Below are 25,172 nucleotides of genomic sequence, written 5' to 3' on the forward strand. Positions count from 1 at the left end.
TCCCCGCGCACCACCGCAAACCATGACGATCAGGTCGCCGGAAGCTGATACGACAGGACGTAGGCGTCTGCCGCCATGACCGTGTCGCAGACCTCGACGGCTCGTCCCTCGGAGTCGAAGGCAGTTCGGATGAGGTGGATGACGGGCACGCCGGAGGCCAGCCGGAGCGTCTTGACCTCGTCCGGGGAGGGCATCCGGGCGCGGATCTCCTCCTCGAAGTGGTCGAGGCGGTGACCGAGTTCTTCGAGGCGGGCGTAGATGCCGCCGGGGCCGGGGTTGGGTTCGGCGATCTGCGTACCGCGGGCGATATCGAGGGGCAGGTAGGAGGTCGCGAACTCCACCGGCCGTCCGTCGAGGAGGTACCGCCGGCGCCGGGCGAGCACCCGCCGGACAGAGCCGAGGCGCGTAGAGATGTCCTGACTGGCCTTCTCTTCCTTGACCTCAAGACTGTCGACCTGAGGATGGCTGCCGACCGTGTCCGCCTCGACGATGAACGCGGACTTGCCCTGCTCCCGGTGCCGGCGGGCGAACCGGTCCGAGGCGAGCCGCCGCACGGGCGGACGAGGCCGGACGAAGACACCCTTGCCGTGCTCGGCATGGACGAGTCCTTCCCCCTGGAGGATGGAGAAGGAGTTGCGGACCGTCATCCGGGATACCCCGTAGTGGTCCACAAGCTCCGCCTCGGAGGGCAGCTTCTCGCCCTCCCTGAATCGCCCACGGTCAATGGCCTCGCGCAGCTGGTCGGCGATCTGCCGGAAGACCGCACGATCGCTCGTGGGGTCGAGATCACCGAGCTGGCCGGAGGGAAGAGCAGGGGTCACGAGTGCACTCCTTTAGGTATCTAGACGTGTGGGCGAGTGTTGTTGCTACGGTGGAGAGCCTAGCCATCCGAGAGGGCCGAGGAACGTGAGCACAGAACGCCCGCACTCCGTGAGCGTGGCCGGAGTCGTCATCGACGACCTGGGCCGGGCCCTCCTGATCCAGCGCCGCGACAACGGCAAGTGGGAACCCCCGGGCGGCGTCCTCGAACGCGAGGAAACCATCCCCGAGGCCCTGCAACGCGAAGTCCTCGAAGAAACCGGCATCAAGATCGCCCTTCCGGCGACCCTGACCGGCGTCTACAAGAACATGACGGGCCTGATCGTCTCCCTGGTCTTCCGCTGCCAGGCGGCCGACGGCACGCCCACCACCGGCGACGAGACCCGCGCACTGCGCTGGGCCACCCGCGAAGAAGTTTCCGAGCTTGCCGACGAGGCTTACGCCATCCGCGTCCTGGACGCGATGGACGCGGTGTCTCCACCTGCTATCCGCGCCCACGACGGCGTGAAACTCGTCTAGCCCGAACCCGCTGCACATGGCGGCCTACCAGCACGAAGGAACTTGTATGCACGAGTATACGAGTACAGCCCGGGTCTGGGGACTGACTTGCCCAGGTTTCCCGGAAGAGGTCAGCCGGGCCCGCCGCTGGACCCGCGACATCCTGCGCGGATCGCCGCTGGCCGAGGACGCCGAACTGATCGTGAGCGAACTGAGCGCGAACGCAATCCTCCACACAGCCAGCGGCCAGGACTCAGGCAGCTTCCACCTGGCCCTGGCGGTATCGGCGCAGGCCATCGCGTTGTCAGTCACGGACGACGGAGGCGCCGGCACCGCCCCGAAGATCGAGCGCCAAGACCAGGACGCCGAGCACGGCCGGGGCATGGGCATGGTCAGCATGATCGCCCACCGGGTCGTGGTCCACGAGAGCGACGGCGGGCACACGGTCACCGCGGAGCTCTTCACGGGCCCGCCTGTGGGAGGCCACCCGTGCTGATGGACAAGCCGCAGCGCGGCTACTGGTGCGAGTGCTGGACCGAAGACCTCACCGCCGAGACACTGCCGACCCTCCGGGCATCCTTCGATGCGTACTCGGCACCACAGGCCGACAGATGGGTAGCGGTTGCACTGCGCACGATCTCACCGGCACTGGATCCCGACGCGTCTCAGGAGGCGTGGGAGTGGCTGTACGACGGCCGCATCACCACGAGGAAGGCACTCCTACGCGCCGAGCCCTGCACGGTGACGCTCACCCAGGCCCGTACTCGCATCAACTGGACGATCCGACCCGTGATCTTCCTACCGCTGGCCCACCGTCAAGAGACCGAACTTCCATCCTGCGCTCAGGGCTTCAAACCGCACACAGAGCCTCACACACCCCAGCAGGCCGACTGAGTTACAACTTTCTCTACTGGTTCAAGGCGGCTCGCTCCGCTCCCCGCGCGCGGCCCGGCCCCCGGCCGGGCCTGCGCTCCTGTCTCCGCCCCGCTCCAGCCCGGCCGGCGCCCGTGCCGCGCTCAAAGCAGTCAGCCGCCTGATGCCAGAGAAGGGGTACGTCGTGGCTGGGGCGGTCGGCTCCACGGCTTTACGGAGCCACTTTGGCGCGAGCCTCGAAGATCATGGCCCCAACGTCGTGCTTTACCGGGCAGGTCCACAGACTGCCCGACGCGCCGGAAGCTTACGGGGCCATGATCACTCGCGCCAAAGCAGCGCCACCCCAAAGCCGCTCCACCAACCTCAGCGACCGCCTGCAGCCAGACCATCAAGCAGATGATTCGGCGAAACCGCACCCATTGGCATGATTTCGCGCAGCACCTTGGTCGCTTCGTTTCGATAAACCGTGGAAGCCAGATCATCGAGCTGACTACGCAGATTCTCTAGCCCTTCGATAAACCTGATCGGCTTAGCGTCGTCAGGATCGGCACCAACCTGCCCCCGCCTTCCAGCAATCTCCGCCTTTTCAAAGTGATCCCTGGCGTCACCCCCCACCTTTTCAGTTGTCACGATTACCGGATAGTGAGGGCGGACGAGGCCAATTTTCGCAGCAAACGAATACGCTTCACGCAGGCTGAATTCTTTGTCTTTTAGTTCGAAAAGGATCAGCTGCCCGTTAATGTCGGCCACGCAGTCCATTTCATCTCCGCCGGAAGAATATTCGATCATGATTCGATCGTCTGGAACTCCCAGCTCACGCAACTCCTCCATTAGCATGATGGACATCCAGGTGCTTTTATCGAGCAGCTCTCGCCCTAGGTCCGTAATGGCCACTGCCTCCTCAAGCCGTTCGTCGCTGATCTTTCGCCCACACCCGCAGCGCACACCGAATTTGGACATCTCTTCGAGCACTGAAGCGTCGGAAAATCTAGAGACCTCGTGCTGATGCTTAGCGCAAACCACTACGTACTCTGAGCCTATAAGTCCGACTTCATGCAATTCCAGCAGGGTTGCGTCAATGTCTTCAACTTTACCTCTCTTCAACTGCCTTTCGACATCAGAAAGGATCAGGCCGCCAGGTGCGGATTTGATAGCGGTGGCAAGGATTCGCGGCTCTTTATTGGAGAGGAGGCGAGCGGCATTAGACTTCTCTGTCGTAATTGATAGAGATTCCTGGCGCCCCTCTTGCTTCAGCTCCACAAATCTCTTTGGCCGAACTTCCCACTCCCTCAACTCGGCACCGCTCTGCTCCTTGACGACTTGAAGGAACGCAGAAACATCCGGCTTGAAGCGCGATGATGAAAGAACGTGCAGAAAAAAGATGCCCGCCTGTTCCTTCAGTGCTTCCTCATCATCGACGGTGACCCATACGCCGCTCCTTCTGCGGAGCGAGAGCACATAGATGACTCCCTCGAAATTGTAAATCTCTGCCTTTACGATCGCGCTGGCTCGCCCAAATCTATCTGGGAGCCGAGCGCCCCCATCCGCAGAACTCAAGCCGAGTGCGAGGGCCATCGCCTCACGTGACGAACTCAAAACCCTTACATACTCACTGGGAATCGAACGTTCGATCGCATCGAATTTACCCGATTGCTGCGAGTCAACGACTGAACGCCACACTGAGAGCTTCAACATGAAGAATAGTGTGAGGCCGTTAAAGGGCCGACGCCACCCGTTTGCTCGTCTTCCCCGTCTACAGCCCGGCCGACGCGGCTTGTTCTGGTTGACGGCGTCGCAACAGCGTGGCTGAGGCCGGTCGGGTTACGGCGAGGCACATGCGCGCCTTACCGGTCGGCGCACCCCCCATCGTGGCTGACTGTCGGCGTCTGAGGTACGAGCACCAACAAGCCCTCAGACCCGGTCAGTTCGATGGTGCGAAGCCGTCGGATTGGTCGAAGTAGAACGGGGAGCCCGAAGCCGTCGGCGCCCAGCACTCACGAAGAGCAAGCTGAATGGCCTGGGCAACATCGAACGGCAGTACAGGCGTGGCCTCGCGTCCGAACCAGTTGCTCGGATGCGGCTGGTTCGTGGTGACCACGAGCGTCATGCCCGGGGTGTCCGCGTGCTCGACCGCGAACGTGCACGGCGACCAGGTCATGCCCTGAAAGTACGTCGGCCTGCCTCGCAGCCGCCAGCGGTAGGCCGTGCCGTCGACAACGATCCGTCGTGATCCCTTGCGGACCAGAGCCATGACACCCCCTTCAGCAGCGACGATGCTAGCGAGCCCGGCCCGCCGTCCGTCTCAGTTTCCGTCTCATTCAGCGCCGTTCACAGCCGTTCAGGCGAGACCGAAGGCGGTAGCCGCTCCCACGGCCGGACGGCCATGAACACAGGTGAACGGCACCGTCCGAAGCCTCTTCACCTACCAACACAGTTGGAAAGCGTGTTGGGGGCAACCCCTCACGAGTTCGAATCTCGTATCCTCCGCCAGTGCCTCACCGGGCACGATGTCGAAGGGCGCCGTTGTTCGCAGCGGGGCCCTTCGTCGTTGGCCATCTGTTTCAGCGGGCCGCGCCCGATCCGGCCTGGAGCCTTGTCAGGGCGAAGATGATCAAGAGGTCGAGTGCCATCACGGGGATGGCCCACAGCGGGTAGTACGGGACGAACATGAACTGGGTGATCAGGCTGATCCCCGCCGCCGCCGCACCGGCCCCACGACTCCAGCTCTGGTTGGTCACCACTCCCAGGCCGGCGACGGTGAGCGCCAGTCCCACCACGATGTGGATCCAGCCCCAGGCGGTCAGGTCGAACCGATAGGCGTACTGGGACGCGGCGAACAGGTTGTCGCTCGCGATGCCGGACGCCCCCATGAGGATGCTGAGCGGTCCGCTGAGCAACATCACGGCTCCGGCGAACACGGACGCACCGCTGAGTCCTTCGTTGTCGCCCGGCCTTCCGTACCCTCGCCGGGTCTCGCTCGGCGTCGTTGCCATGTCTGTCACCTTCCTGACGACGCGGCCTCGCTCCACTGACAGGATCACCGCGATCCCTCGGCACCGCGACCGCAGCCCCCGGCACGGTGCGCCCCCTCACGCCCCCACCACCCGAGCCGGCAACATCACGCGGTTGTTCGTCGCCGTCTCGGCGAAGATCGACTTGAGGTGGTCCTGGACGGTGTGTTCGGCGAGGGACATGCGGTGGGCCGCCGTGCGGTTGTCGCCGCCCTTGGCCAGGTTGCCGAGTACGTCCGCCTCGCGCGGGGTCAGGGCGAAGCACCTGGCGAAGAGGGAGAGCCGTTCCGCCGGGACGTCTCCTCCAGGGTGACGGCGATGCCGTGGCGGCGGTCCGAGGGCAGGACGCCGCCGACGCGGGCCACGCTCAGGGTGAGCCACAGGCCGTCCGCGAGGTGGAGCCGTGGGCGGGACTGGTGGGTGTCGAGCCCCGCCTCGACGGCCGGCAACCGGGCGGCGACCTCGTCCACGCACGCGTGCACCGCCGGAACCTGGTCGGGTCCGGTCCCCGCCCCGCCCGGATGACCGCACACGACCCGGAAGGACGCTCCCCGCCCCGCCGGGTGACCGACGTGCCCGGGGCTGGCCGTTCGGTCAGTGCACCGACAAGCCTCCGTCCACGAAGACCGACTGGCCCGTGACGTAGGCCGAGGCCTCGCTCGCCAGGAAGACGGCGGCGCCCGCGAAGTCCTCGGGGAGGCCGTTGCGGCCGGTCATCGTGCGGGCGGCCAGGGACGCGACCTGTTCCGGGTCGTCGGCGAGGCGGGCGTTGAGGGGGGTCAGTACGAAGCCGGGGACGAGGGTGTTGCAGGTGACGCCGTGCGGGGACCAGGCCTCGGCCTGTGAGCGGGCCAGGGACTCCAGACCGCCCTTGGAGACGCCGTAGGCGCCGCTCTGCACGAAGGCGCGGTGGGCCTGCTGGGACGTGATGTGGATGATCCGGCCGAAGCCGCGCTCGGCCATGCCCGGGCCGAAGCGCTGGCCCAGGAGGTAGGGCGCCTCCAGGTTGACCGCCATGGTGGTGTCCCACACCTCGTCGGTGAGCTCGTTCATCGGTGGACGCAGGTTGATCCCCGCGGAGTTGACCAGGATGTCCGGTTCGCCGAACACGTCGGCGGCCTCCTGAGCCGCCGTACGGACACCGTCCCTCGTGCTCAAGTCGCCGCTCACCCAGGCCGCCCGGCAGCCGTCCGACGTCAACTCCTCGACGGTGGCCGCCAGTTCCGCCCTTCTGCGGGCCACGACCACCACGCTCGCGCCCGCCCGCGCCAACGCCCCCGCGATCGCCCTGCCGATGCCCGAACTCCCGCCGGTCACCAGGGCGATCCGGCCGTCCAGCGAGAAGAGTCGGGAGAGATACGCCTGGGAAGTCATGCCCGCACCCTAAGTCGGTACCCGGTCTCCCATGACCCGTATTCTCGTCGGCACGTGCTCCTGGACCGATCCCGCGCTCGTCCGCAGCGGCTGGTACCCGCCGGGGCGGCGGGACGCCGAAGGACGGTTGCGGTACTACGCCGAGCGGTTCCCGGTGGTGGAGGTGGACGGCACGTTCTACGCGCTGCCCAGCGAGCGCAACAGCCGTCTGTGGGTGGAGCGCACGCCCGAGTCCTTCGTGTTCGACGTGAAGGCGTACGCGCCGCTGACCGGGCATCCCGCGAAGCAGGCCGCTCTCGCCGACGTCCCGTTGGACGAGGTGTGGGCGCGGTTCGCGGACGGGATCGAGCCGTTGCGTCAGGCCGGGCGGCTGGGCGGGGTGTTGTTCCAGTTCCCGCCGTGGCTGCGGCCGGGGGCGCGGGCGGAGCGGTTCCTGGAGGAGACCGCGGAACGGACCGCCGGCTGGCCCGTCCACGTGGAGTTCCGGCACCCGTCCTGGTGGGAGGAGGACCAGCACGACCTCACCTGCGCGCTGCTCGGCAAGTACGACTTCGCCGCCGTCGCCGTGGACATGCGCCAGGGGCTGCCCGCCTCCCTGCCGCCGGTCACGCCCGTCACCTTGCCCCGGCTGTCCGTCGTGCGCTTCCACGGGCGCAGCTCCTCCTGGGGCCGGGGCAGCAAGGAGGAGCGCTTCCGGTACGACTACGCACGCGCCGAACTGGCAGAGTGGGTACCGCGGTTGCGGACCCTGGCCGAACGGTCCGACGAACTCCACGTGCTGTTCAACAACTGCTGCGGAGCCGCCGCCGTGCACGCCGCCGAGACCATGGCCGAGCTGCTCAGCCCACGATCCTGACCGTCTTCGTGACGCTGATCTGGTCGACGTCGGAGACCCTGATCGTCGCCTTCATCCGCCAGTCGCCGGCGAGGGGCAGGGTCAGGTCGTTCGTGCCCCAGTAGCCGCCCTTGTTCTCGAGTCGGGCGTCGATCGGGCCGATCCGCTGGGCCGGGAGGGTGAAGGACAGCCGGAGTTCGGGAACGGTGGCGAGGCCGCCGTCAGCCGCGTAGACGATGGCCTGGACCGAGTTGTCGCCGGTGCGGCCCGGGTCAAGGGTGACCTGCACGCTGCCGGTGGCACCGCCGACCGCGAAGGGGACGGTGGTCAGGGACGCGGCGGGCAGTCCTGCCGTGGCCGGGCCCGCCTCGGCCTGCGCCCGGCCGGGCAGCGTGCCGCTCAGCACGGTGCTCAGCACCAGGACCACGACCCCGACGGCCACTTCGGCGAGGACGGACCGGCGCAGACCGTGCCGGTGCGCCGGCGCGGCGGACCGGGCCGCGGAAGGCGCCGGTCCGGCGTCCGACGGCGGCCCGCCCACCGGCTCGGCCACCTTCTCCCGTAAGACCGCCTCCGCCTCGCCCCGCCCCTGGGCCGACACCGGGCCGCCGCCCACCTTCGCCCGAACGACCGCCTCCGCCTCCCCCCGCGCCTCCGCCGACACCGGGCCGCCGCCCACCTTCGCCCGAACGACCGCCTCCGCCTCCCCCCGCGCCTCCGCCGACGCCGGGCCGCCGCCCACCCGCTCGGCCACCTTCTCCCGTACGACCGCCGCCGCCTCGGCCTCCGCCTGGGCCGCGACCGTCACCAGCCGGCCCGTCCACCGCCGCGACAGCCTCGCCGCCGCCAGCAGCAGCGTCACCGCGAGCAGTTTGAGGACGAGCAGATGGCCGTACGTGGTGCCGGTGACCGCGTCCCAGGAGCCGAGGCCGCGCCAGGACTGGTAGACGCCGGTGGCGACGAGGACGGTCACGGAGGCGAAGGCCAGCCGGGAGAAGCGGGCGACGACGGCGGCCGGGAGCTGTGCCTCGGCCCGGTACAGCGTGGCGAGCAGGGCCGCGAGACCGCCCAGCCAGACCGCCATCGCGAGGACGTGCAGCACCGCGGACGTCATCGCCACCGGCACCTGGATCCCGGCGGACGCGTGCTCGGCGGCGGCCCAGGTCAGCGCGAGACCCACGGAGAGCGCGCCGCCCGCCGCCTGCCACCCGCGGGGCAGCCTGGACGCGCCGGGCCGCAGCAGTCGTACGACGAAGAAGTACGCGACCAGCAGCAGGGCCAGGCGGACCAGGAGGGCCTCGCCGGGGCGGGTGCCCAGGGTGCGTTCGAGGGCCTTGAGGGAGAACGCGGCGGACGGGCCCGCGCCGCTCTCGTACGGGGCGCGCAGCACCAGCAGGAACAGGGTCGAGCCGAGCAGGGTGCCCCAGCCCGCCCACAGCAGTCGGCGCAGCCGGGACGGTTCCGGGGGGCGGCAGACGGCGAGGAAGACGGCGGTGCCGATGAGCAGGGCCGCGGCGAGGTAGGCCAGGTAGCGGCCCATGTTGAACAGGCTCTCCGTGGCCGGGTCCTCGGTCGGGCCGGTGTCCGCGACCACCACGGCCGGGGAGGGCTTGCCGACGGAGAAGGTGAAGGCGCCGGAGACCGGGTGGCTGTCGGCCGAGACCACCCGCCAGGCCACCGTGTAGGTGCCCTGGGCGAGCCCGGCAGGCAGCGTGACCCGGGCCGTGTCCGAGCCGCCCGGTCCGTGTCCGGCGTCCCCGACCCTCAGGCGCTTGCCGTCGGGGTCCAGCACCCGGAAGGAGTCGTCGAGCAGACCGACGGACTCGGTGAAGGTCAGGGTGATGTCACGGGGGGCGGACTTGAGGACGGTCCCGTCCTCGGGGTCGGTGGCCCGGAGGGCGGCGTGGGCGGACGCCGCTCCCGCACCGCCGAACAGGAGCAGGACCAGCACGGTTCCCAGCAGCACCAGACCCTGAAGTCCTCGCCTTCGCCGGCCTGTGCTGCTGCGCGCACGCTCACACCTCACGTCACTGCTCCGTACCTGGGTTCGCGGTCTCCCGGATACGTACGGACGCGGGCCGCCGAGCGCTCACCACGTGGACCGGGCGGACACCCCGCCGTCCACCACCAAGTCGTGCCCGGTGACCCAGGACGCCAGCGGGGAGGCGAGGAACACGCACACGTCGGCCACGTCCTCGGGGCGCCCGAGCCTGCCCAGGGGTGCCTTCCGCAGCCACCGCTCCACCCCGTCGGGCCAGGTCTCCGCCAGCCCTTCGCGGTCGATCAGCCCGGGCGAGACCGTGTTGACGCGGAGGCCGTGCGGCCCGTACTCCAGGGCCGCCGACCGCGCGTGCGTCACGATCGCAGCCTTGGAGGCGGCGTAGTGGGCGTGCCCGGGAGCGGGGTGGCCCGCCTCGACGGACGCGACGTGGGTGACGGACCCGCCCGGCCCCATGAGCTCCGCGGCCGCCTGCGTGCAGGCGAAGACGCCGGTCAGGTTGGTGTCCACGACGTCCCGCCACTGCGCGGCCGTCATCCCGGGCAGGGCCTGGACGGGCTGCACGCCCGCGTTGTTGACCAGTGCGGTCAGTCCCCCGCCCCACGCGGCGGCCTCCCGCACCAGCCGCCGGCACCCGTCCTCGTCCCGCAGGTCCGCCTCCAGTACGACGGCCCGGGCGCCCGAGTCCTCGATCCGGGCGGCCGTCTCACGGGCCGCCGCCCCGGACGTACGGCAATGGAGGGCGACCGCCGCGCCCTGCTCGGCGAACCGCAGGGCGATGCCCCGCCCGATGCCGCCGCCCGCGCCCGTGACCAGGGCGACCTGTCCTCGAAGGAGTCTCATGGGCGGCACAGTCGCGCGATCCGCTCCGCCTCCGCCGGGTAACGCGCCGTCAGTTCGGCCGCGTCGCCGTGTTCGTAGCCCTCGTAGGTGAAGCCGGGCGCCATGGTGCAGCCGAAGAAGGTCCAGGCGCCGCGGGTCACGGCCCCCATCCAGGTGCCCGCGGGCACGGTGAACTGCGGGTGCTGGCCGCCGAGTACGTCCGGGCCCAGGACGGCGGTGCGTGCCGTGCCGTCCGGAGCGAGGAGCAGGAGGTCGAGGGGATCGCCGAGGTAGTGGTGCCAGATCTCGTCGCTGGGCAGGCGGTGCAGGGCGGAGTAGTCGTCCGAGGTCAGCAGGGCCACTATCGCCGTGCCGTGCGGCCGTCCGTCGGCACGCTCGGCTCCGGCCCAGGTCTGCCGGAACAGTCCGCCCTCGCGGGGGATGGGTTCCAGGCCGTAGTGGGCGACGAGGTCGTCAGGCGTCACCCGGAAAGGCTACCTCCCTTGTCAGGAAAGCCAGTTGGGCGTGCTTCTCGGGCAGGTGCACGTCGGGGAGGTCGATCTCCGGCAGCACGACCGCGTCCCCGGCCACGAAGCCCTGCTTGAGGAAGCGCGCGATGGCCTTCTCGTTGCGCACGTCGGGGTCGATCACGACCCGCCGCTTGTCCAGGACCAGCAGCACGTACCTGGCCACGGCGGACAGCAGCGCCGAGGTCCAGCCCGGCCGGGTGCCGTGCGGGCCGATGGGCGGGAGCAGCAGGTGGATGCCGATGTCCCCGGGTTCGACCGTGTAGCACTCGCTGACGCGGTCGGCCTCCGGCTCGTAGGTCTGCAGGAGCCCGGCCGGTTCGCCGTCCTTCTCCAGCAGATAGGCGTGGTGGGTGTCGAGGGTGTCCAGGTGGGCGTAGATCTCGGCGACCTGCTGCGGGGTGAGGCCGTTCATGCCCCAGAACGCGGCGCGTTCCTCGCTGACCCAGGCGTGCACGGTCGCCGCGTCGGCGTGCGGGTCGAGGCGCAGGATGCGGACGGTGCCGAAGCCGTCCACGGTCTGGGTGTGGACCGCTTCACGGGTGGTGGTGTCGGACATCGGTCTCCTCAGTCTTCCTTCGTCAGGTGCTGCCAGTCGGTGACGACCGGTACGAGATCTCCCCGCAGCCACAGCGGGAGCTGGTCGCGGTGATGGGGTGACCCGGGCAGGCCACAGGCGCCGAGCGGGACCACCCAGAGGCTGTCCTCGCGGCGGGCCAGGTCCCAGACGTAACGGGCGGCCGGGCCGCGCGCGGCGAGGTCCGTGAGTCCGGGCACCGCGGAGGTGCACAGGACGCAGTCGTGGTCGCCGGAGAGGGCCGGGGCGTCCCGGTCGTGCTCGGGGAGCGCCTGCCAGGGGGCGAGGCGGTGGGTGTCGCCCCAGGTGCCCCGCGGTGGTTCGGCGGCCACCTCCTCCAGGGCGGCCCGCACGGTCCCGGCCCGGTCGACGCCGTACAACTCCTCGGCGCGCAGCAGGTGTTCGAGTGCGAAGGCGACCCGGGGCACGAGGCCGAGCCAGGGGAGGAGGACGTCGGGGTAGGCGGGCGGCTCGGTCAGGGCCGCGAACGCGGGGTGGGCGGCGAGCCGTCGTACGACCGCGCTGCGCACGGCGGCGTACAGGGCGGCCTCCGTGCTGCTCGCGGTCATGCGGCGGTCCCAGCGCAGAAGCGTTTCCCTCGTGGCCGCGGCCGCGGGGCTGAGACCGTCCAGGGCCGCCATGTGGTCCAGCAGGGGCTGCGCGGAGGCGAGATGGGTGTCCATGTGGATCACGGGCATGTCGGCGGCCGACCAGTGCTCCTTCTCCCGCAGCAGGGCGGCGATGCGGTCCGCCCGGTGGGGCGGGGCGAACTCGACGCCGAGCGGGGTGGCGGGGCTGCGCTGGTTGGCCATCACGGCGATGCCGTCGGTGAGGCCGGCGCGGGGCATGTCGTGCCGGCCCTGCCACTCGTGCCCGGGCTCCCAGGCGGGGACGGGCCGCAGCCGGTTGGCCTCCGCCCGCACCGGCACCCACCCGGCGACCCGGTGCAGCAGCCCGCCCTCGGTGTCGGCGGCCTGCACGACGTTCACGGGCTCGACCCACAGGTCGAAGGCGCGGTCCACGTCGGCGGTCCGGCGGGCGCGCAGGAGAGGGAGGAGGGCGCTGAAGCCGAGGTCCCCGGTGACGCGGGGCGGGTAGCGCAGGGACAGGGCGACGGGGGCGGCCGTGGGGGTGGCGCCGGACCGGGAGGCGTCCGCGGCCGAAGCCACCGGCGGTAGCGGGGCGGCCTCCTCCAGGACTCCTCCGCCCTCCAGTCCCTCCGGGCCGCCCGCCACCACCGGGCCGCGTTCCGTCTCGATCACCTCGATCTCGACCGGGGCCTCGCCGGCCACCTCGACGGTCTCCGTGTGCCGGGTGGCGCGGTGCCAGACGCCGTCCGGGCCGAGGGCCTCCACGCCGGCCCCCGTGCGGCGCAGCCGTTCGCGGTAGAGGTCCTGGTAGTCGGCCATGGCGTTGGTGATGGACCAGGCGACCGTGCCGGTGTGGCCGAAGTGGGCGATGCCGGGGACGCCGGGCACCGCGAGGCCGACGACGTCGAACTCGGGGCAGGCCAGGCGGATCTGCTGGTAGACGCCGGGGTCCTCGATGTAGCGGTGCGGGTCGCCCGCGAGCACGGCGTGGCCGGTGGTGGTGCGGTCGCCGGCGACCAGCCAGCCGTTGCTGCCGGAGGTGCCCGGGCCGTCGGTGGCGAAGAGACCGACCGCGTCCGGGCCCAGGTGCCGTATCGCCTCGTCCCGCCACAGCTTGGCCGGGAAGCCGGCGAACAGGATGTGCGTGCCGAGCCAGACGCCGAGCGGCGTCCAGGGCTCCCAGCGGCCGGGGGCGAGGCCGACGCGGGCGAATTCGGGGGCCGAGGCGGACGGCAGTTCCTCGTTGACGCCGTCGACGTACGCCCGCACCCAGTCGGCCGTCTCCGGGTCCTGTCTCTCCAGCGCTGCGAAACAGCGTCTGGCCGTGTCGTCCAGGCGGGCCCGTCTCGCGAGGGTGTCCCAGGACAGGGCCGCCGCGCCGAGGAAGGCGGCCGAGGTGCCCTGCGCGCGGTGCCGTTCGACCTCCAGCTGCCAGGCGCGGTCACGGGCGGTGACCCGGCCCTGGGCGCGGGCGAGTTCACGCGCGCTGCCCGCGCGGAGGTGGGGTATCCCCCAGGCGTCGCGGTAGATCTCGGTACTCACCCTCGCACTCGCTTCCGTTTAAGTTAGGCTTACCTAAGTTAATTGGTGAGGGAATCGTACTTGAAGGGTGAAGGACCATGGGGCAGGGGCACGGCTGGGAGGGCGCGGTCCTCCGACTGCTGCGGGCGAAGGACTTCGTGTTCACCGTGACCGGCGCCGAGGACGTCACCGAGGCGTACCGGCGGGTGCGTCTCACCGACGGCGGGATGCTGGCGGCCACCGGCGTCCACCCGACGATGTGGGTGCGCCTGTGGTTCTCCGCCGCGGGCAAGCCGCACCAGCGCGCCTACACGCTGGTCGACCCGGACCCCGAGAAGGGCACGTTCGCCCTGGAGTTCGCGCTGCACGACGGCGTCGCCAGCGACTGGGCCCGTACCGCGAAGCCCGGCGACACCATCGAGGCCACCGTCCACGGCACCGGTTTCGACCGCCCCGACCCCGAGCCCACGCACGTCTTCGCCTTCGGCGACCCGGCCTCCCTGCCCGCCCTCAACTCCCTCCTCGGCGCCCTGGACTCCTCCCCCGCGACCGTCTGGTTCGAGGGCGGCGACGAGGACCTCCCGTTCCGCACCGACCCGTCCCGCCACGAGGTCCGCCGGGTGCTCCGCCTCGACTCCGGGGCGCACCTGGTCGCCCAGGCGAAGGCGGACCTGCCCGCACTGCTGAAGGACCACCCGGACGCGTACGTCTGGATCGCCTGCGACACGGCCACGACCCGGACCCTGTCGTCGTACGTCCGCAAGGAGCTGGGCGTGCCCAAGGAGCGGGTCGACGCACTGGGCTACTGGCGGCCCTGAGAGGACACCCGCGCCGGGCGCACAACCCTTGACGGTCGTGGCCGCGCCCACCGAGAACACCGACGGCTGCCTGTGGATCGCCCGCGGCTCGGCCTCGGGGCCGGTCCTCAAGGGCTCGGTGAACCTGTGCGGAAAGAGCGCCGGCATCCCCGTCGAGGGCGTCAAGGGCTGCTTCGGAGCGGCGCTGACCAGCCCTCACGTGGAGCTGTGACCGCGGCGGGGGCATGATCGGAGTCATGGACGTCACCCTTCACCTCGCCCAGGACCCCGAGGCCGACGAGCTCCTCGGCCGCTCCCCGCTCGCCGCGCTGGTCGGGATGCTGCTGGACCAGCAGGTCCCGATGGAGTGGGCGTTCAAGGGCCCCCGCACCATCGCGGACCGGCTCGGCGCCAGCGACCTCGACGCGCACGACATCGCCGCGCAGGACCCGGAGGCCTTCGTCGCGCTGCTCTCCGAGAAGCCGGCCGTGCACCGCTACCCGGGCTCGATGGCCAAGCGGATCCAGCAGCTCTGCCATTACCTCGTCGAGCACTACGACGGTGAGGCCGAGCTGGTCTGGAAGGGCGTGGACGACGGCCGCGAGCTGCTGCGCCGGCTGGAGGAGCTGCCGGGGTTCGGGAAGCAGAAGGCGCAGATCTTCCTGGCACTGCTGGGCAAGCAGCTCGGCGTCCGGCCACGGGGCTGGCGGGAGGCCGCGGGCGCCTACGGCGAGCCCGAGTCCTTCCGGTCCGTCGCCGACATCACCGGCCCCGAGTCGCTGACGAAGGTCCGCGCGCACAAGCAGGAGATGAAGGCGGCGGCGAAGGCGGCGAAAGCGGGCGGGAAGTCCTAGTCAGCCGGGTGGCCCGTCCCCGGTGGCCGGGGTGGGCGCGGCGGTCCCAGCATGGACCATGACCGAGTTCGACGACCGCTTCGCCGACCGTTTCGACGACCGCAAGGTCCACGCGGGCCACCCGCCGGGCACCTCCCCGCACGCGCCCGAGCCGCCCCTCGACGGCCCCCTGCACACCCTCGCCCAGGCGGCCTGGCAGGTCGTCCTGCTCACCGGTGCCGCCTCCCTGGTCCTCGGCGTCCTGGTCCTCGTCTGGCCCGGCGCCTCCCTGCTCGCGGCCGGTGTCCTCTTCGGCGTCTACCTCCTGGTCAGCGGTGTCTTCCAGCTGGTCGCGGCCTTCGGCACGCACAAGACCACCGCACTGCGCGTCCTCGCCTTCGTCAGCGGCTCCCTGTCGATCCTGCTGGGCCTGTTCTGCCTGCGCGGGCCGATGCGGTCGGTCCTGCTGCTCGCCCTGTGGATCGGCATCGGCTGGCTGATCCGCGGCATCACCCAGACCCTGGCCGCCGCCTCCGACCGCTCGATGCCGGCCCGCGGCTGGCAGATCCTCCTCGGCGTGCTCACCTTCGTCGCCGGGATCGTGCTGATCGACTCCCCCTTCGAGTCGGTCGCCGTCCTCACCCTGGTCGGCGGCATCTGGCTGGTCGTCGTGGGAGCGGTCGAGATCGTCACGGCCCTGAGCCTCCGCGGCCGAGCCCACCGGGTCCCGCACACGGTGTGACCCCACCGCCCGCGCGCACCGCCGCCGGGACCCCCACGCCCGCCCCTCCGGTCGGGTGAACTGCGGGGCCGAAGCGATGAAACGCGCGTGCCGGAGGGGGAGACGACCTGTGTGAGTTCCGTACGACGTCCCCCGGGCAGCCGTGACTGGCTGCGGGTCCTCGTGCTGCTGCTCGCGCTGCTGGTGCCCGGTGCGCATCTCCAGGCGCACGCGATGCCGCCCGTGCCCGCCGGGGAGCTCGTCGAGTACGACGTCCTCGACACGGCGCTGCGACCGCCGGCCCGGGCCGTCCACCGTGCGGTCGTGCCCCTGCGGCCCGTGCCGTGGCCGGAGACGGTGCACGGCGTGCCGGCGGAGCGGCCCCTGCCCGCGCCCCCGAGGCCGCCGTACGCGCTGCCCGTCCTGCGTTCCGTGGTCCTGCGCTGCTGACAGAGCCGGTTTCCCCAGGCCCGCTCAGCACTCACGCAAGGACAAGGAACACCGCCATGCCCGTCGACCCGTACGCGGTCCTGCGCGCCCTGCTGCGCGCGGAGGCCGCACGCAGCGCGCCGAAGCCGCAGATCCCGAAGAAGCAGCCGCCGGCGAGAGAGGAGAAGCGCGGCTGAGTCCCTGGAGGAGGCCGCGGGCTACCGCCGCCTCCTCCGGGCCGTACCGAAGAGCGAGCGGGTGATCTCCCGCCCGATCTGCGTGCCCAGCGACCGCGCCAGCGACTTGAACATGCCGCTGCCGACGACCTGTTCGACGACGGAGGGGTCGTCCGCGCGGGCCGGGGCCGGGGTCGGCGGGGCCTTCGTCTCGTCCGGGCCCTTGGCGCCGCGGGAGCCGAGCTTCTCGTACGCCGACTCCCTGTCCACAGCCTGTGCGTAACGCCCGTACAGCTCGGAGGCCCTGACCGCCGCGTCCAGCGCACCGGCGTCGACCGGTCCCATCAGGGACTCGGGAGCCCGCAGGCGGGTCGCGGCGACAGGCGTCGGCGCCCCCTTCTCGCTGAGCACCGTCACCACGGCCTCTCCGGTCCCCAGGCCGGTGAGCAGCTCCTCCAGGTCGTAAGCGGAGTCGGGGAAGGTCCGCACGGTCGCCTTCAGCGCCTTCTGGTCGTCCGGGGTGAAGGCCCGCAGCGCGTGCTGGACCCGGTTGCCGAGCTGGGCCAGGACGTCGGCGGGCACGTCCTTGGCGGTCTGCGTCACGAAGAAGACGCCGACTCCTTTCGAGCGAATCAGCCGCACGGTCTGCGTGAGGGAGTCGAGGAACGCCTTCGAGGCCCCGTTGAAGAGCAGATGCGCCTCGTCGAAGAAGAACACGAGCTTCGGCCGGTCCACGTCCCCGACCTCCGGGAGGTCGTGGAACAGATCGGCGAGCAGCCACATCAGGAAGGTCGAGAAGAGCCGCGGCCGGTCCTGTACGGCGGCCAGCTCCAGCACGGAGACCAGCCCGCGCCCGTCGTCCGTGGTGCGCAGCAGCTCGGCGGTGTCGAACTCCGGCTCCCCGAAGAAGTCGGCCATGCCCTGCGCCTCGAACGCGGTGAGGGACCGCAGGATGACCCCGGCCGTGGCGGTGGACAGGCCCCCGATGTTCTTCAGCTCGGCCTTGCCCTCGTCGGAGGTGAGGAATGCGACGACGGCCCGCAGGTCCTTGAGGTCGACCAGTTCCAGCCCCTTCCGGTCGGCGTAGTGGAAGATCAGGCCGAGGGACTGTTCCTGGGTCTGGTTGAGCTGGAGCACCTTGGACAGCAGCAGCGGCCCGAAGCTGGTGACGGTGGCCCGGACCGGGATGCCGTGCCCGATGCCGCCGAGGGCGTAGAACTCCGCGGGAAAGCCGGTGGGTTCCCATTGCTGGTGCACTTCCGCGGCCCTGGCCTGCACCTTCTCGTTCCGCGCGCCGGGCTCGCAGATGCCGGACACATCGCCCTTGATGTCGGCGAGGAAGACCGGGACCCCCTGCGCCGACAACTGCTCGGCGACGAGCTGGAGCGTCTTGGTCTTGCCGGTGCCGGTGGCGCCGGCGACGAGTCCGTGCCGGTTGAGCATCGACAGGGGGATCCTGACCTGCGCGTCGGGGAGGCAGACGCCGTCCCACAGCAGTGCGCCGAGATCGAGCGCGGGTCCGGTGAAGGCGTAGCCGGCGGCGATCTCCAGGGCCTGTTGCGGCAGCGCGGCGGAGCGGGACTGTGCCTCCGGCATGGACCGGCCGGCGGTTGCCGAGGCGGCCCCCGTCTCGCCCCGCGGCGGGGTCTTTCGCTCGTTCATACCAAACCCCTGCTCCCGTTACGCCCCTTTTCTTCACCTTTTTCCAGCGTCGCACTCGCTCGCCATGGCTGCGCCCGGAAGGTCTTGACCGGTAGGCTTTCCGTGTGATCTTCAAGCGCATCGGAAACGGCCGGCCGTACCCCGACCACGGCCGGGAAAGCACCCGGCAGTGGGCGGACGTCGCACCGCGCCCGGTCCGCCTCGATCAGCTCGTGACGACCAAGGGCCAACTCGACCTGGAGACCCTGCTCGCCGAGGACTCGACGTTCTACGGCGACCTGTTCGCGCACGTCGTGAAATGGCAGGGCGACCTGTACCTGGAGGACGGTCTGCACCGCGCGGTGCGGGCGGCGCTCCAGCAGCGGCAGGTGCTGCACGCGCGCGTGCTCGAGCTGGACTGAGTGACGGCGCTGTAAAGGTTTGGCCCTTTCGGGTTCTCCTGTGCGGCGGTCAATGATCATCTAGTAGGAATCACCGCCCGCGCGCACTACGCTGCGCCCATGAGCATGCTGACGCCCCCCGGCATGGGCGGTAAGTACCGGATCACGGGCGACAAGTACCCCCGGATGCGTCGGCCCCGGCGGCGCGGCAGGCTCGTGCTCGGGGTGGTGGCCTCCGTCGCCGCGCTGAGCCTGGTCGGCTGGGGCACGCTCCAGCTCATCGACGTCTTCACGGGCGGTGGCGACAAGGCCTCCGCGGCCGGCTCCGGCACGGACTGCGCGAAGAAGTCCGGCGCTTCCCCGTCCCCCTCCGCGGTGCCTCTCCCCAAGCCGGGCCAGATCACCGTCAACGTCCTGAACGCCACGCCTCGCGGCGGGCTCGCCAAGAAGACGGCGGACGAGCTGAAGAAGCGGGGCTTCCGGATCGGCGACGTGGGCAACGCGACGGCGGCCTACGACAAGAAGGTCAAGGGCACGGCGGTACTGCTCGGCCCGTCGTCCGCCCTCAAGACCTCACTGCCGGTCCTGGGCACGCAGGTCGCCTCCGCGGAGACCCGTACGGACACCCGCAAGGGTGCCGAGGTCGACCTGATCATCGGAAACGGCTTCAAGACCCTGAGCAGCAAGCCCGTAGCCGACAAGGCCCTGGCCGCACTGGCCGCCCCCGCGCCGACGACCACGGGAACCAAGAAGACCTGCTGACTCGTGCCCGCCCGCCTGACGGGTGCGGGCCCGTCGTGGCTGGTCGCGCAGTTCCCCGCGCCCCTGAGTGGGTCATGTGGACGCTCGTGCAGACGCGTACGGCGGTGAGGGGACGGGGTGGGGGGTGTCCGCCCGCAGCGGCCGGCGTCCGTTACCGGGCCCCTTTTTCGATGGACCGAGCCGCCGGACCGAGGACGGACATCCCCCACCCCGGCACCGACCCACCCACCGGGCCGTATGCGCTACACCAGCCCCCACCGGACAGCGGCAGGCCGCCGCAGGCATCTCAGGGGCGCGGGGAACTGCGCAAAAACGCCCGCCCCCACCGAACCCGCACCCGCACCTACTCCGCCGACCCGTACAACCGATCCCCCGCGTCACCGAGACCCGGCACGATGTAGCCGTGTTCGTTCAGGTGGTCGTCGACCGCAGCCGTGACGACCGTGACCGGCGTCCCCGCCAGCTCGCGCTCCATGATCTCGACACCCTCCGGCGCGGCCAGCAGCACCACCGCCGTCACATCGTCCGCACCGCGCTTGATGAGCTCACGGATCGCCGCCACCAGCGTGCCACCGGTCGCGAGCATCGGGTCGAGGACGTACACCTGACGCCCGGAGAGATCCTCCGGCATGCGCGCGGCGTACGTGGTCGCCTGAAGCGTCTCCTCGTTGCGGATCATGCCGAGGAACCCCACCTCGGCGGTGGGCAGCAGCCGGACCATGCCGTCGAGCATGCCGAGCCCGGCCCGCAGGATCGGCACCACCAGCGGCCGGGGGTAGGACAGCTTCACACCGGTCGTGGCGGCCACCGGGGTCCGGATGTCGACCGCCTCGGTGCGCACGTCGCGCGTGGCCTCGTAGGCGAGCAGGGTGACCAGCTCGTCGGCGAGGCGGCGGAAGGTCGCGGAGTCGGTGCGCTGGTCGCGCAGCGTGGTGAGCTTGTGGGCGACCAGAGGGTGGTCGACGACGTGGAGACGCATGGCCACAACAGTAGCCGGGTCCACGGAACCCCTCGCGCTGGCGTCAAACCGCCCGACCGGGGGAAAGTGGGAGGGACGGACTGGGGTGGTGAACCGATGCCTGACCTGCCTGAGAACGAACCGTCGTCACAGGAGACCGACGCCGAGCGCCGGCGCCGACGCGCGCAGTTCCTGCGCGACCTCGCGGAGGCCCGGGAGCTGCGCGACCGGGTCCAGCCGCGCCGCGCGAAGGTGGCCCGGCTGCGGCACGCGATGCGCATGCGGACCTTCCGTTGGTAAGAAAGATCACGCGCCCCGGGGCGCCCGGGACGCACGGAAGACGCACTGGAGGCGGACGCGGGGCGTGCTGAACAGGTGCCCGTGCGTGGGGCCTTGGGAAAGCCGCGTACGATCCCGCTCGTGGCGGCGACGAGTGCGCTGGTGAGTACTTCACCGACGTGCCGACGCGCGTGCGATCAAAACCACCGGACACAGGGTGCCGAAGACGTCCCCTGAACGCCTTGTTTCTGCCACGATTCCGAGTGGGTGGGGCTCGGAGCCGAGCTCTCCCCGCCCAACCTCCGCCGGGGGGACCCCCAACCGGCACGCCTATGACCAGTGGGAGAGTCACGGTGTACTTCGCCGCACTGCTCGCGCGCACCGAAGACGGGTGGGAAGCGAGCGACACGGAGCTCCTCGACAATGTGGAGACGCTGTCGGATCTGGCCGACCTCGCCCGGGAAGCCGCGGCCGAGGACGACACGGTGCTCGTGCTGATCGAACAGGAGGACGCCTGGTTCGGCGTCGTCCGCATCGACGGCGAGGACGACCCTCGTATCTATGTCTCGGACGCCGCCGCCGCTGCCCGCAGCTCGTACGGCGAGATCCTGCTCACCGACGAACTGCTCGGAAGGGAGCCCGGCGACGACGGCCCCGACCTCGACGCCCTCGACCTCGACGGCACCGAGGACGGCGAGGACGAGGACGAGGACGACGAGGACGTCACCGCCGAGGCGGGCGGCTCCAAAGAGGCCGTGCCGCACGGCCCGGTCGGTGACGCGCAGGTCCTCGACGACCTGGGCGTCAGCGAGAAGGAACTGAAGGCCCTGTCGGAGGACGCTCTCACCGAGATCGCCGAGTCCCTGGGCGCCTCGGAGGTCCTGGAGACCGTCCGCTGAGCGCAGGGACCGAGAAGGAGGGCGTCCCGGACCCGGTACGGGACCGCTGGCGGGCCGCGATGCGGCTCGCCCTGGACGAGGCCGGCCGGGCGGGCCCGGACGTGCCGGTGGGCGCCGTCGTACTGTCCCCGGACGGTACGACCGTGCTCGCGGCCGGTCACAACGAACGCGAGGCGGTCGGGGATCCGACCGCGCACGCGGAGGTCCTCGCGATCAGGCGGGCGGCGGCGGAGCTCGGCGAGTGGCGGCTGACCGGCTGCACGCTCGTCGTCACGCTGGAGCCCTGCACGATGTGCGCGGGCGCGATCGTGCAGTCCCGGGTGGACCGGGTCGTCTACGGCGCCCGGGACGAGAAGGCGGGCGCGGCCGGCTCCCTGTGGGACGTCGTCCGCGACCGGCGCCTCAACCACCGTCCCGAGGTGATCGAGGGCGTCCTCGCGGACGAGTGCGCGGGACTCCTCACGGAGTTCTTCCGGGGCCGCTGAATACCGATTTCAAAGCACGCCCCACCTTGCTGTAGGGTCTCCCTCGGTAGCGTGTCCGAGCGGCCGAAGGAGCTCGCCTCGAAAGCGAGTGTGGCGCAAGTCACCGAGGGTTCAAATCCCTCCGCTACCGCTTGAGAAGGGCCCCGTCGAGAGACGGGGCCCTTCGTGCTCACTGATCACCCCCGTTACACTCGCGCCCCAGAAGCAACAGAGGTACCAAGCGGGGGAGGCCGCGGTGGCGGTGAACGGCAAGAGACTCGCCGTCTATGTGATCGTGGTCTTCGTGCTGTACGTGATCATCACGGACCCGGAGAAGGCCGCCGACTACGTGCAGATAGGGTTCCAGGGCATATCGGACGCCGCCAAAGCCGTGGGCGACTTCTTCACGTGGCTGGCCGACGGCGCGCACTAGCTGGGAGCTCAGATGATCCGTCACCTCGTCCTCTTCAAGCTCGACGAGGGTGTCGAGCGCGACGACCCGCGCGTCGTCGCGGGCGTCGAGGCCTTCCGCGCCCTGGACGGCAAGATCCCCGAGATCCGCTTCTGGGAACTCGGCTGGAACCTCAGCGACCGCCCCATCGCCTACGACTTCGCCATCAACTCCGGGTTCGAGGACGAGGCCGCGCTGCGGGCGTACGTCGAGCACCCGGAGCACCAGGCGGGCGTGGCGCTGTGGAAGGAGTTCGCCACCTGGGTGATCGCGGACTACGCGTACTGAGTCCGACCCGCGAAGCCTCCTGCCGGGAACGGCGGGAGGCTTTTCTGCGTCCTCCAGCGCAAGTTGCCCCTCAACACGGCGTAACCCAACGTTATGCGGTGCTTGCACACAGTGCACATGTCTTGTGATGCTATGACCGCTTTTGACGGATGAGTTGACCAACGAAGAGGTGGCGTTGACCGTGGCGGCCAGTACCGCGCCTCCCCAGGAGGCCCCCCAGGAGGCCGCCCCACGCAGTCGCGGCGCCGACACCCGGGCGCTCACCCAGGTGCTCTTCGGCCAGTTGAAGGAGCTCCAGCCGGGCACGCCGGAGCACAGCCGGGTGCGCGCGGCGCTCATCGAGGCCAACCTCCCGCTCGTGCGCTACGCGGCCGCCCGCTTCCGCTCCCGCAACGAGCCGATGGAGGACGTGATCCAGGTCGGCACCATCGGGCTCATCAACGCCATCGACCGCTTCGACCCGGACCGGGGCGTGCAGTTCCCGACCTTCGCGATGCCCACCGTCGTCGGCGAGATCAAGCGGTACTTCCGCGACAACGTCCGCACCGTCCACGTACCGCGCCGGCTGCACGAGCTGTGGGTGCAGGTCAACGGCGCGACCGAGGACCTGACGACGGCCTTCGGGCGCACTCCGACGACCGCCGAAATCGCCGAGCGGCTGCGCATCAGTGAGGACGAGGTGCTGTCCTGCATCGAGGCCGGACGGTCCTACCACGCCACCTCTTTGGAGGCGGCCCAGGAGGGCGACGGGCTGCCGGGACTGCTCGACCGGCTCGGCTACGAGGACCCGGCGCTGGACGGCGTGGAACACCGCGACCTGGTCCGCCATCTCCTCGTCCAACTCCCGGAACGGGAACAGCGAATCCTGCTGCTGCGCTACTACAGCAATCTCACCCAGTCGCAAATCAGCGCGGAACTCGGCGTCTCGCAGATGCACGTTTCGAGGCTACTCGCGCGTAGCTTCCAGCGGCTGCGATCCGCCAATCGGATCGACGCATAGTTCGCGCCGGATAGCGGATGCATAAGGGGCGCACGGTCGCACGTTCCGGAACACCGCAGTTCGCAAGCCCTGTCGAGGCGTAACCGGCGCGAGCGAATCGCTCACCGGCGCCGTTCCTGACACTTCTGTGCCGAAAAACCGTCAGACCCCCTTTATCCAGGGCGGATTAGAGTCTCACGTGTCGACATGTCACTACAGCGTGTTGCCGACATGTGACATTCTGCCGGAAGCGCGTTTGCCGAGGCTTCGGCTCCGGTATTCAGGTGAAGGCTGACGTTCCACCACGGGGCGTTCGCCGCGACCGTCCCGCGACCCAAAGGGGGTGGCATGTCCGCAGATCAGGGCAGCTCGAAGGTGCTCACGCTCACGAAGAGCGAGGCTGAGCCCGTGCTCGACGACGTCACGGCCGTCGAGGCCGCGCCGGTCCCGGCCCTCCCGGCACCCCCGGTGGTGTCCGGAGCCATCGACACCCGCACCCTGTCCCGCTCCCTCTTCCTGCGGCTCGCCGCACTCGACGAGAACAGCCCCGAGCGCGCTTACGTCCGGGACACCCTCATCGAGCTCAACCTCCCGCTGGTGCGCTACGCGGCGGCCCGTTTCCGCTCGCGCAACGAGCCGATGGAGGACATCGTCCAGGTCGGCACCATCGGCCTGATCAAGGCGATCGACCGCTTCGACTGCGAACGGGGCGTGGAGTTCCCGACGTTCGCGATGCCGACGGTCGTGGGCGAGATCAAGCGGTTCTTCCGCGACACGTCATGGTCCGTCCGTGTCCCGCGCCGCCTGCAAGAGCTGCGCCTGGCCCTCACCAAGGCCAGCGACGAGCTCTCCCAGAAGCTGGACCGCTCCCCGACGGTCGCCGAACTCGCCTCCGTGCTGGGCGTGTCCGAGGAGGACGTCGTCGACGGCCTCGCGGTCGGCAACGCGTACACCGCGTCCTCGCTGGACTCCCCGGCCCCGGAGGACGACGGCGGCGAAGGCTCCCTCGCGGACCGCCTCGGCTACGAGGACACGGCTCTGGAGGGCGTCGAGTACCGGGAGTCGCTGAAGCCGCTGCTGGCCAAACTCCCGCCCCGGGAGCGCCAGATCATCATGCTGCGCTTCTTCGCCAACATGACCCAGTCGCAGATCGGCGAGGAGGTCGGCATCTCCCAGATGCACGTCTCCCGCCTGCTGACCCGCACACTGGCCCAGCTCCGCGATGGCCTCATCTCGGACTGAGAACTCCGGTCGCCCATAGGGGCGCCGGGTTCGGTAGTGGGACGGCTGCGGGCCGGTGGGGGCCGGTCGCGCAGTTCCCCGCGCCCCTGAGTAGGCACAGTCACCCAAGCCACGACGGACCGTTGGCCAACCAACTCATCCACCGGCCGCCTGACGGCTGCGGGCCGGTCGTGGCCGGTCGCGCAGTTCCCCGCGCCCCTAAGTGGGTCATGTGGACGCTCGTGCAGACGCGTACGGCGGTCAGGGGACGGGGTGGGGGGTGTCCGCCCGCAGCGGCCGGCGTCCGTTACCGAGCACTACTCAAGGGGCCGAGCCGCCGGACCGAGGACGGACACCCCCCCCCCCCCCCCCCCCCCCCCCCCCCCCACCCCACCCCCCAACACCCCCCCCCCCCCCCCCCCCCCGG

32 protein-coding genes and 1 tRNA gene are annotated in these 25,172 nt (G+C 70.4%); 19 read left to right on the forward strand and 14 right to left on the reverse strand.

Features of this window, described 5'->3' with window-relative positions; all coding sequences use genetic code 11:
• Window positions 1–29 precede the first annotated feature (29 nt).
• A complete protein-coding gene (locus tag ACIQJT_RS39275; RefSeq protein ID WP_402650322.1) occupies window positions 30–821 on the reverse strand; it encodes a GntR family transcriptional regulator in 792 nt (263 codons plus the stop codon).
• Window positions 822–930: 109 nt separating this feature from the next.
• On the opposite strand from ACIQJT_RS39275, the gene ACIQJT_RS39280 reads away from it, so the two are divergent.
• Genes ACIQJT_RS39280 through ACIQJT_RS39290 form a run of 3 tightly spaced genes read left to right on the forward strand, consistent with a single transcriptional unit; the run spans window position 931 to window position 2,211 of the window.
• Window positions 931–1,338, forward strand: coding sequence for an NUDIX hydrolase (locus ACIQJT_RS39280; protein ID WP_366635005.1), 408 nt, complete (start codon window positions 931–933; stop codon window positions 1,336–1,338).
• A 46-nt stretch (window positions 1,339–1,384) separates the two neighbouring features.
• Window positions 1,385–1,813, forward strand: a complete 429-nt coding sequence (locus ACIQJT_RS39285) for an ATP-binding protein (RefSeq protein WP_402650323.1) — start codon at window positions 1,385–1,387, stop codon at window positions 1,811–1,813.
• Window positions 1,813–2,211: a hypothetical protein gene (locus ACIQJT_RS39290; protein WP_402650339.1), complete on the forward strand. Its 399-nt coding sequence runs from the start codon at window positions 1,813–1,815 to the stop codon at window positions 2,209–2,211. Before ACIQJT_RS39285 ends, ACIQJT_RS39290 begins: the two co-directional genes overlap by 1 nt.
• Before the next feature lie 342 nt (window positions 2,212–2,553).
• Here the strand turns inward: ACIQJT_RS39290 and ACIQJT_RS39295 are convergent, their stop codons facing one another.
• The 6 genes from ACIQJT_RS39295 to ACIQJT_RS39320 form a co-directional block, all read right to left on the reverse strand.
• Entirely contained in the window at window positions 2,554–3,885 is a 1,332-nt protein-coding gene (locus tag ACIQJT_RS39295; RefSeq protein ID WP_402650324.1) for a hypothetical protein, read from the reverse strand.
• A 226-nt stretch (window positions 3,886–4,111) separates the two neighbouring features.
• Window positions 4,112–4,441, reverse strand: coding sequence for a hypothetical protein (locus ACIQJT_RS39300; protein ID WP_402650325.1), 330 nt, complete (start codon window positions 4,439–4,441; stop codon window positions 4,112–4,114).
• A 310-nt stretch (window positions 4,442–4,751) separates the two neighbouring features.
• Complete coding sequence (locus ACIQJT_RS39305; protein WP_365464450.1) at window positions 4,752–5,183, reverse strand: hypothetical protein; 432 nt, start codon at window positions 5,181–5,183, stop codon at window positions 4,752–4,754.
• 96 nt (window positions 5,184–5,279) lie between these two features.
• On the reverse strand, window positions 5,280–5,456 hold the full coding sequence (locus tag ACIQJT_RS39310; RefSeq protein ID WP_402650340.1) for a LuxR C-terminal-related transcriptional regulator: 177 nt from the start codon (window positions 5,454–5,456) through the stop codon (window positions 5,280–5,282).
• Window positions 5,453–5,671, reverse strand: coding sequence for a hypothetical protein (locus ACIQJT_RS39315; protein WP_402650342.1), 219 nt, complete (start codon window positions 5,669–5,671; stop codon window positions 5,453–5,455). The genes ACIQJT_RS39310 and ACIQJT_RS39315 overlap by 4 nt, the downstream gene beginning before the upstream one ends.
• Before the next feature lie 124 nt (window positions 5,672–5,795).
• Window positions 5,796–6,575, reverse strand: a complete 780-nt coding sequence (locus ACIQJT_RS39320) for an SDR family NAD(P)-dependent oxidoreductase (RefSeq protein WP_402650326.1) — start codon at window positions 6,573–6,575, stop codon at window positions 5,796–5,798.
• Between the two features lie 31 nt (window positions 6,576–6,606).
• Here ACIQJT_RS39320 and ACIQJT_RS39325 point away from each other — a divergent pair, with 31 nt between their 5' ends.
• Window positions 6,607–7,431, forward strand: coding sequence for a DUF72 domain-containing protein (locus ACIQJT_RS39325; RefSeq protein ID WP_402650327.1), 825 nt, complete (start codon window positions 6,607–6,609; stop codon window positions 7,429–7,431).
• Here ACIQJT_RS39325 and ACIQJT_RS39330 read toward each other — a convergent pair.
• From ACIQJT_RS39330 to ACIQJT_RS39350, 5 genes are all read right to left on the reverse strand, one after another.
• Entirely contained in the window at window positions 7,415–9,376 is a 1,962-nt protein-coding gene (locus ACIQJT_RS39330) for a copper resistance protein CopC (RefSeq protein ID WP_402650328.1), read from the reverse strand. The genes ACIQJT_RS39325 and ACIQJT_RS39330 overlap by 17 nt on opposite strands.
• A 123-nt stretch (window positions 9,377–9,499) precedes the next feature.
• Window positions 9,500–10,252 (reverse strand): SDR family NAD(P)-dependent oxidoreductase, encoded by a 753-nt coding sequence (locus tag ACIQJT_RS39335; protein WP_402650329.1) that lies wholly within the window; start codon window positions 10,250–10,252, stop codon window positions 9,500–9,502.
• The gene (locus ACIQJT_RS39340) at window positions 10,249–10,716 is read right to left on the reverse strand and encodes a cupin domain-containing protein (protein WP_365464432.1); all 468 of its coding nucleotides are present in this window, start codon (window positions 10,714–10,716) and stop codon (window positions 10,249–10,251) included. Before ACIQJT_RS39340 ends, ACIQJT_RS39335 begins: the two co-directional genes overlap by 4 nt.
• Complete coding sequence (locus tag ACIQJT_RS39345; RefSeq protein WP_402650330.1) at window positions 10,706–11,317, reverse strand: GNAT family N-acetyltransferase; 612 nt, start codon at window positions 11,315–11,317, stop codon at window positions 10,706–10,708. The genes ACIQJT_RS39340 and ACIQJT_RS39345 overlap by 11 nt, the downstream gene beginning before the upstream one ends.
• An 8-nt stretch (window positions 11,318–11,325) precedes the next feature.
• Complete coding sequence (locus ACIQJT_RS39350; RefSeq protein WP_402650331.1) at window positions 11,326–13,467, reverse strand: penicillin acylase family protein; 2,142 nt, start codon at window positions 13,465–13,467, stop codon at window positions 11,326–11,328.
• 77 nt (window positions 13,468–13,544) lie between these two features.
• Between ACIQJT_RS39350 and ACIQJT_RS39355 the strand changes: the two genes are divergently transcribed.
• From ACIQJT_RS39355 to ACIQJT_RS39375, 5 genes are all read left to right on the forward strand, one after another.
• Entirely contained in the window at window positions 13,545–14,264 is a 720-nt protein-coding gene (locus tag ACIQJT_RS39355) for a siderophore-interacting protein (protein WP_402650332.1), read from the forward strand.
• Between the two features lie 37 nt (window positions 14,265–14,301).
• Window positions 14,302–14,475, forward strand: coding sequence for a hypothetical protein (locus ACIQJT_RS39360; protein ID WP_402650333.1), 174 nt, complete (start codon window positions 14,302–14,304; stop codon window positions 14,473–14,475).
• A gap of 25 nt (window positions 14,476–14,500) precedes the next feature.
• Window positions 14,501–15,097: an HhH-GPD-type base excision DNA repair protein gene (locus ACIQJT_RS39365; protein ID WP_402650334.1), complete on the forward strand. Its 597-nt coding sequence runs from the start codon at window positions 14,501–14,503 to the stop codon at window positions 15,095–15,097.
• A 58-nt stretch (window positions 15,098–15,155) separates the two neighbouring features.
• Window positions 15,156–15,818: an HdeD family acid-resistance protein gene (locus ACIQJT_RS39370; RefSeq protein WP_365464417.1), complete on the forward strand. Its 663-nt coding sequence runs from the start codon at window positions 15,156–15,158 to the stop codon at window positions 15,816–15,818.
• A 111-nt stretch (window positions 15,819–15,929) separates the two neighbouring features.
• On the forward strand, window positions 15,930–16,247 hold the full coding sequence (locus ACIQJT_RS39375; protein WP_365464414.1) for a hypothetical protein: 318 nt from the start codon (window positions 15,930–15,932) through the stop codon (window positions 16,245–16,247).
• 197 nt (window positions 16,248–16,444) lie between these two features.
• Here ACIQJT_RS39375 and ACIQJT_RS39380 read toward each other — a convergent pair whose 3' ends face one another.
• A complete protein-coding gene (locus tag ACIQJT_RS39380; protein WP_402650341.1) occupies window positions 16,445–17,998 on the reverse strand; it encodes a helicase HerA-like domain-containing protein in 1,554 nt (517 codons plus the stop codon).
• Between the two features lie 170 nt (window positions 17,999–18,168).
• On the opposite strand from ACIQJT_RS39380, the gene ACIQJT_RS39385 reads away from it, so the two are divergent.
• Window positions 18,169–18,465 (forward strand): type II toxin-antitoxin system VapB family antitoxin, encoded by a 297-nt coding sequence (locus ACIQJT_RS39385; RefSeq protein WP_003999914.1) that lies wholly within the window; start codon window positions 18,169–18,171, stop codon window positions 18,463–18,465.
• A 99-nt stretch (window positions 18,466–18,564) separates the two neighbouring features.
• Window positions 18,565–19,206: a LytR C-terminal domain-containing protein gene (locus ACIQJT_RS39390; RefSeq protein WP_402650335.1), complete on the forward strand. Its 642-nt coding sequence runs from the start codon at window positions 18,565–18,567 to the stop codon at window positions 19,204–19,206.
• A gap of 343 nt (window positions 19,207–19,549) precedes the next feature.
• Here ACIQJT_RS39390 and upp read toward each other — a convergent pair whose 3' ends face one another.
• Window positions 19,550–20,185 carry a uracil phosphoribosyltransferase gene (gene upp / locus ACIQJT_RS39395; RefSeq protein ID WP_053850800.1) on the reverse strand — a complete coding sequence of 212 codons (636 nt, stop codon included), beginning with the start codon at window positions 20,183–20,185 and terminating at the stop codon, window positions 19,550–19,552.
• 96 nt (window positions 20,186–20,281) lie between these two features.
• On the opposite strand from upp, the gene ACIQJT_RS39400 reads away from it, so the two are divergent.
• The 8 genes from ACIQJT_RS39400 to ACIQJT_RS39435 all read left to right on the forward strand — a co-directional run bounded on the left by ACIQJT_RS39400 (window position 20,282) and on the right by ACIQJT_RS39435 (window position 24,766).
• The gene (locus ACIQJT_RS39400) at window positions 20,282–20,464 is read left to right on the forward strand and encodes a hypothetical protein (RefSeq protein WP_053850793.1); all 183 of its coding nucleotides are present in this window, start codon (window positions 20,282–20,284) and stop codon (window positions 20,462–20,464) included.
• A 332-nt stretch (window positions 20,465–20,796) separates the two neighbouring features.
• A complete protein-coding gene (locus tag ACIQJT_RS39405) occupies window positions 20,797–21,342 on the forward strand; it encodes a hypothetical protein (RefSeq protein ID WP_365464582.1) in 546 nt (181 codons plus the stop codon).
• Window positions 21,343–21,401: 59 nt separating this feature from the next.
• On the forward strand, window positions 21,402–21,827 hold the full coding sequence (tadA, locus tag ACIQJT_RS39410) for a tRNA adenosine(34) deaminase TadA (protein WP_402650336.1): 426 nt from the start codon (window positions 21,402–21,404) through the stop codon (window positions 21,825–21,827).
• A 45-nt stretch (window positions 21,828–21,872) separates the two neighbouring features.
• Window positions 21,873–21,957, forward strand: a tRNA-Ser gene (locus ACIQJT_RS39415).
• A gap of 111 nt (window positions 21,958–22,068) precedes the next feature.
• Entirely contained in the window at window positions 22,069–22,239 is a 171-nt protein-coding gene (locus ACIQJT_RS39420) for a hypothetical protein (RefSeq protein ID WP_365464594.1), read from the forward strand.
• A gap of 12 nt (window positions 22,240–22,251) precedes the next feature.
• The gene (locus ACIQJT_RS39425) at window positions 22,252–22,545 is read left to right on the forward strand and encodes a Dabb family protein (protein WP_053852518.1); all 294 of its coding nucleotides are present in this window, start codon (window positions 22,252–22,254) and stop codon (window positions 22,543–22,545) included.
• A 169-nt stretch (window positions 22,546–22,714) separates the two neighbouring features.
• Window positions 22,715–23,545, forward strand: a complete 831-nt coding sequence (locus ACIQJT_RS39430; RefSeq protein WP_365464579.1) for an RNA polymerase sigma factor SigF — start codon at window positions 22,715–22,717, stop codon at window positions 23,543–23,545.
• Between the two features lie 327 nt (window positions 23,546–23,872).
• Window positions 23,873–24,766 (forward strand): RNA polymerase sigma factor SigF, encoded by an 894-nt coding sequence (locus ACIQJT_RS39435; protein WP_365464405.1) that lies wholly within the window; start codon window positions 23,873–23,875, stop codon window positions 24,764–24,766.
• The last annotated feature ends 406 nt before the right edge of the window (window positions 24,767–25,172 follow it).

Source organism: Streptomyces sp. NPDC091972 (genome assembly GCF_044756385.1).
Classification (GTDB): domain Bacteria; phylum Actinomycetota; class Actinomycetes; order Streptomycetales; family Streptomycetaceae; genus Streptomyces.

What these genes read in the sequence shown, in the direction of transcription:
- ACIQJT_RS39390 (WP_402650335.1), top strand. Translation starts at nt 18,565, where the DNA reads ATGAGCATGCTGACGCCCCCCGGCATGGGCGGTAAGTACCGGATCACG.
- ACIQJT_RS39380 (WP_402650341.1), bottom strand. Translation starts at nt 17,998, where the DNA reads ATGCCGGAGGCACAGTCCCGCTCCGCCGCGCTGCCGCAACAGGCCCTG.
- ACIQJT_RS39435 (WP_365464405.1), top strand. Translation starts at nt 23,873, where the DNA reads ATGTCCGCAGATCAGGGCAGCTCGAAGGTGCTCACGCTCACGAAGAGC.
- ACIQJT_RS39305 (WP_365464450.1), bottom strand. Translation starts at nt 5,183, where the DNA reads ATGGCAACGACGCCGAGCGAGACCCGGCGAGGGTACGGAAGGCCGGGC.
- ACIQJT_RS39425 (WP_053852518.1), top strand. Translation starts at nt 22,252, where the DNA reads ATGATCCGTCACCTCGTCCTCTTCAAGCTCGACGAGGGTGTCGAGCGC.
- upp (WP_053850800.1), bottom strand. Translation starts at nt 20,185, where the DNA reads ATGCGTCTCCACGTCGTCGACCACCCTCTGGTCGCCCACAAGCTCACC.
- ACIQJT_RS39370 (WP_365464417.1), top strand. Translation starts at nt 15,156, where the DNA reads ATGACCGAGTTCGACGACCGCTTCGCCGACCGTTTCGACGACCGCAAG.
- ACIQJT_RS39345 (WP_402650330.1), bottom strand. Translation starts at nt 11,317, where the DNA reads ATGTCCGACACCACCACCCGTGAAGCGGTCCACACCCAGACCGTGGAC.
- ACIQJT_RS39355 (WP_402650332.1), top strand. Translation starts at nt 13,545, where the DNA reads ATGGGGCAGGGGCACGGCTGGGAGGGCGCGGTCCTCCGACTGCTGCGG.
- ACIQJT_RS39285 (WP_402650323.1), top strand. Translation starts at nt 1,385, where the DNA reads ATGCACGAGTATACGAGTACAGCCCGGGTCTGGGGACTGACTTGCCCA.
- ACIQJT_RS39295 (WP_402650324.1), bottom strand. Translation starts at nt 3,885, where the DNA reads ATGTTGAAGCTCTCAGTGTGGCGTTCAGTCGTTGACTCGCAGCAATCG.
- ACIQJT_RS39400 (WP_053850793.1), top strand. Translation starts at nt 20,282, where the DNA reads ATGCCTGACCTGCCTGAGAACGAACCGTCGTCACAGGAGACCGACGCC.
- ACIQJT_RS39365 (WP_402650334.1), top strand. Translation starts at nt 14,501, where the DNA reads ATGGACGTCACCCTTCACCTCGCCCAGGACCCCGAGGCCGACGAGCTC.
- ACIQJT_RS39325 (WP_402650327.1), top strand. Translation starts at nt 6,607, where the DNA reads ATGACCCGTATTCTCGTCGGCACGTGCTCCTGGACCGATCCCGCGCTC.
- ACIQJT_RS39335 (WP_402650329.1), bottom strand. Translation starts at nt 10,252, where the DNA reads ATGAGACTCCTTCGAGGACAGGTCGCCCTGGTCACGGGCGCGGGCGGC.
- tadA (WP_402650336.1), top strand. Translation starts at nt 21,402, where the DNA reads ATGCGGCTCGCCCTGGACGAGGCCGGCCGGGCGGGCCCGGACGTGCCG.
- ACIQJT_RS39290 (WP_402650339.1), top strand. Translation starts at nt 1,813, where the DNA reads ATGGACAAGCCGCAGCGCGGCTACTGGTGCGAGTGCTGGACCGAAGAC.
- ACIQJT_RS39300 (WP_402650325.1), bottom strand. Translation starts at nt 4,441, where the DNA reads ATGGCTCTGGTCCGCAAGGGATCACGACGGATCGTTGTCGACGGCACG.
- ACIQJT_RS39320 (WP_402650326.1), bottom strand. Translation starts at nt 6,575, where the DNA reads ATGACTTCCCAGGCGTATCTCTCCCGACTCTTCTCGCTGGACGGCCGG.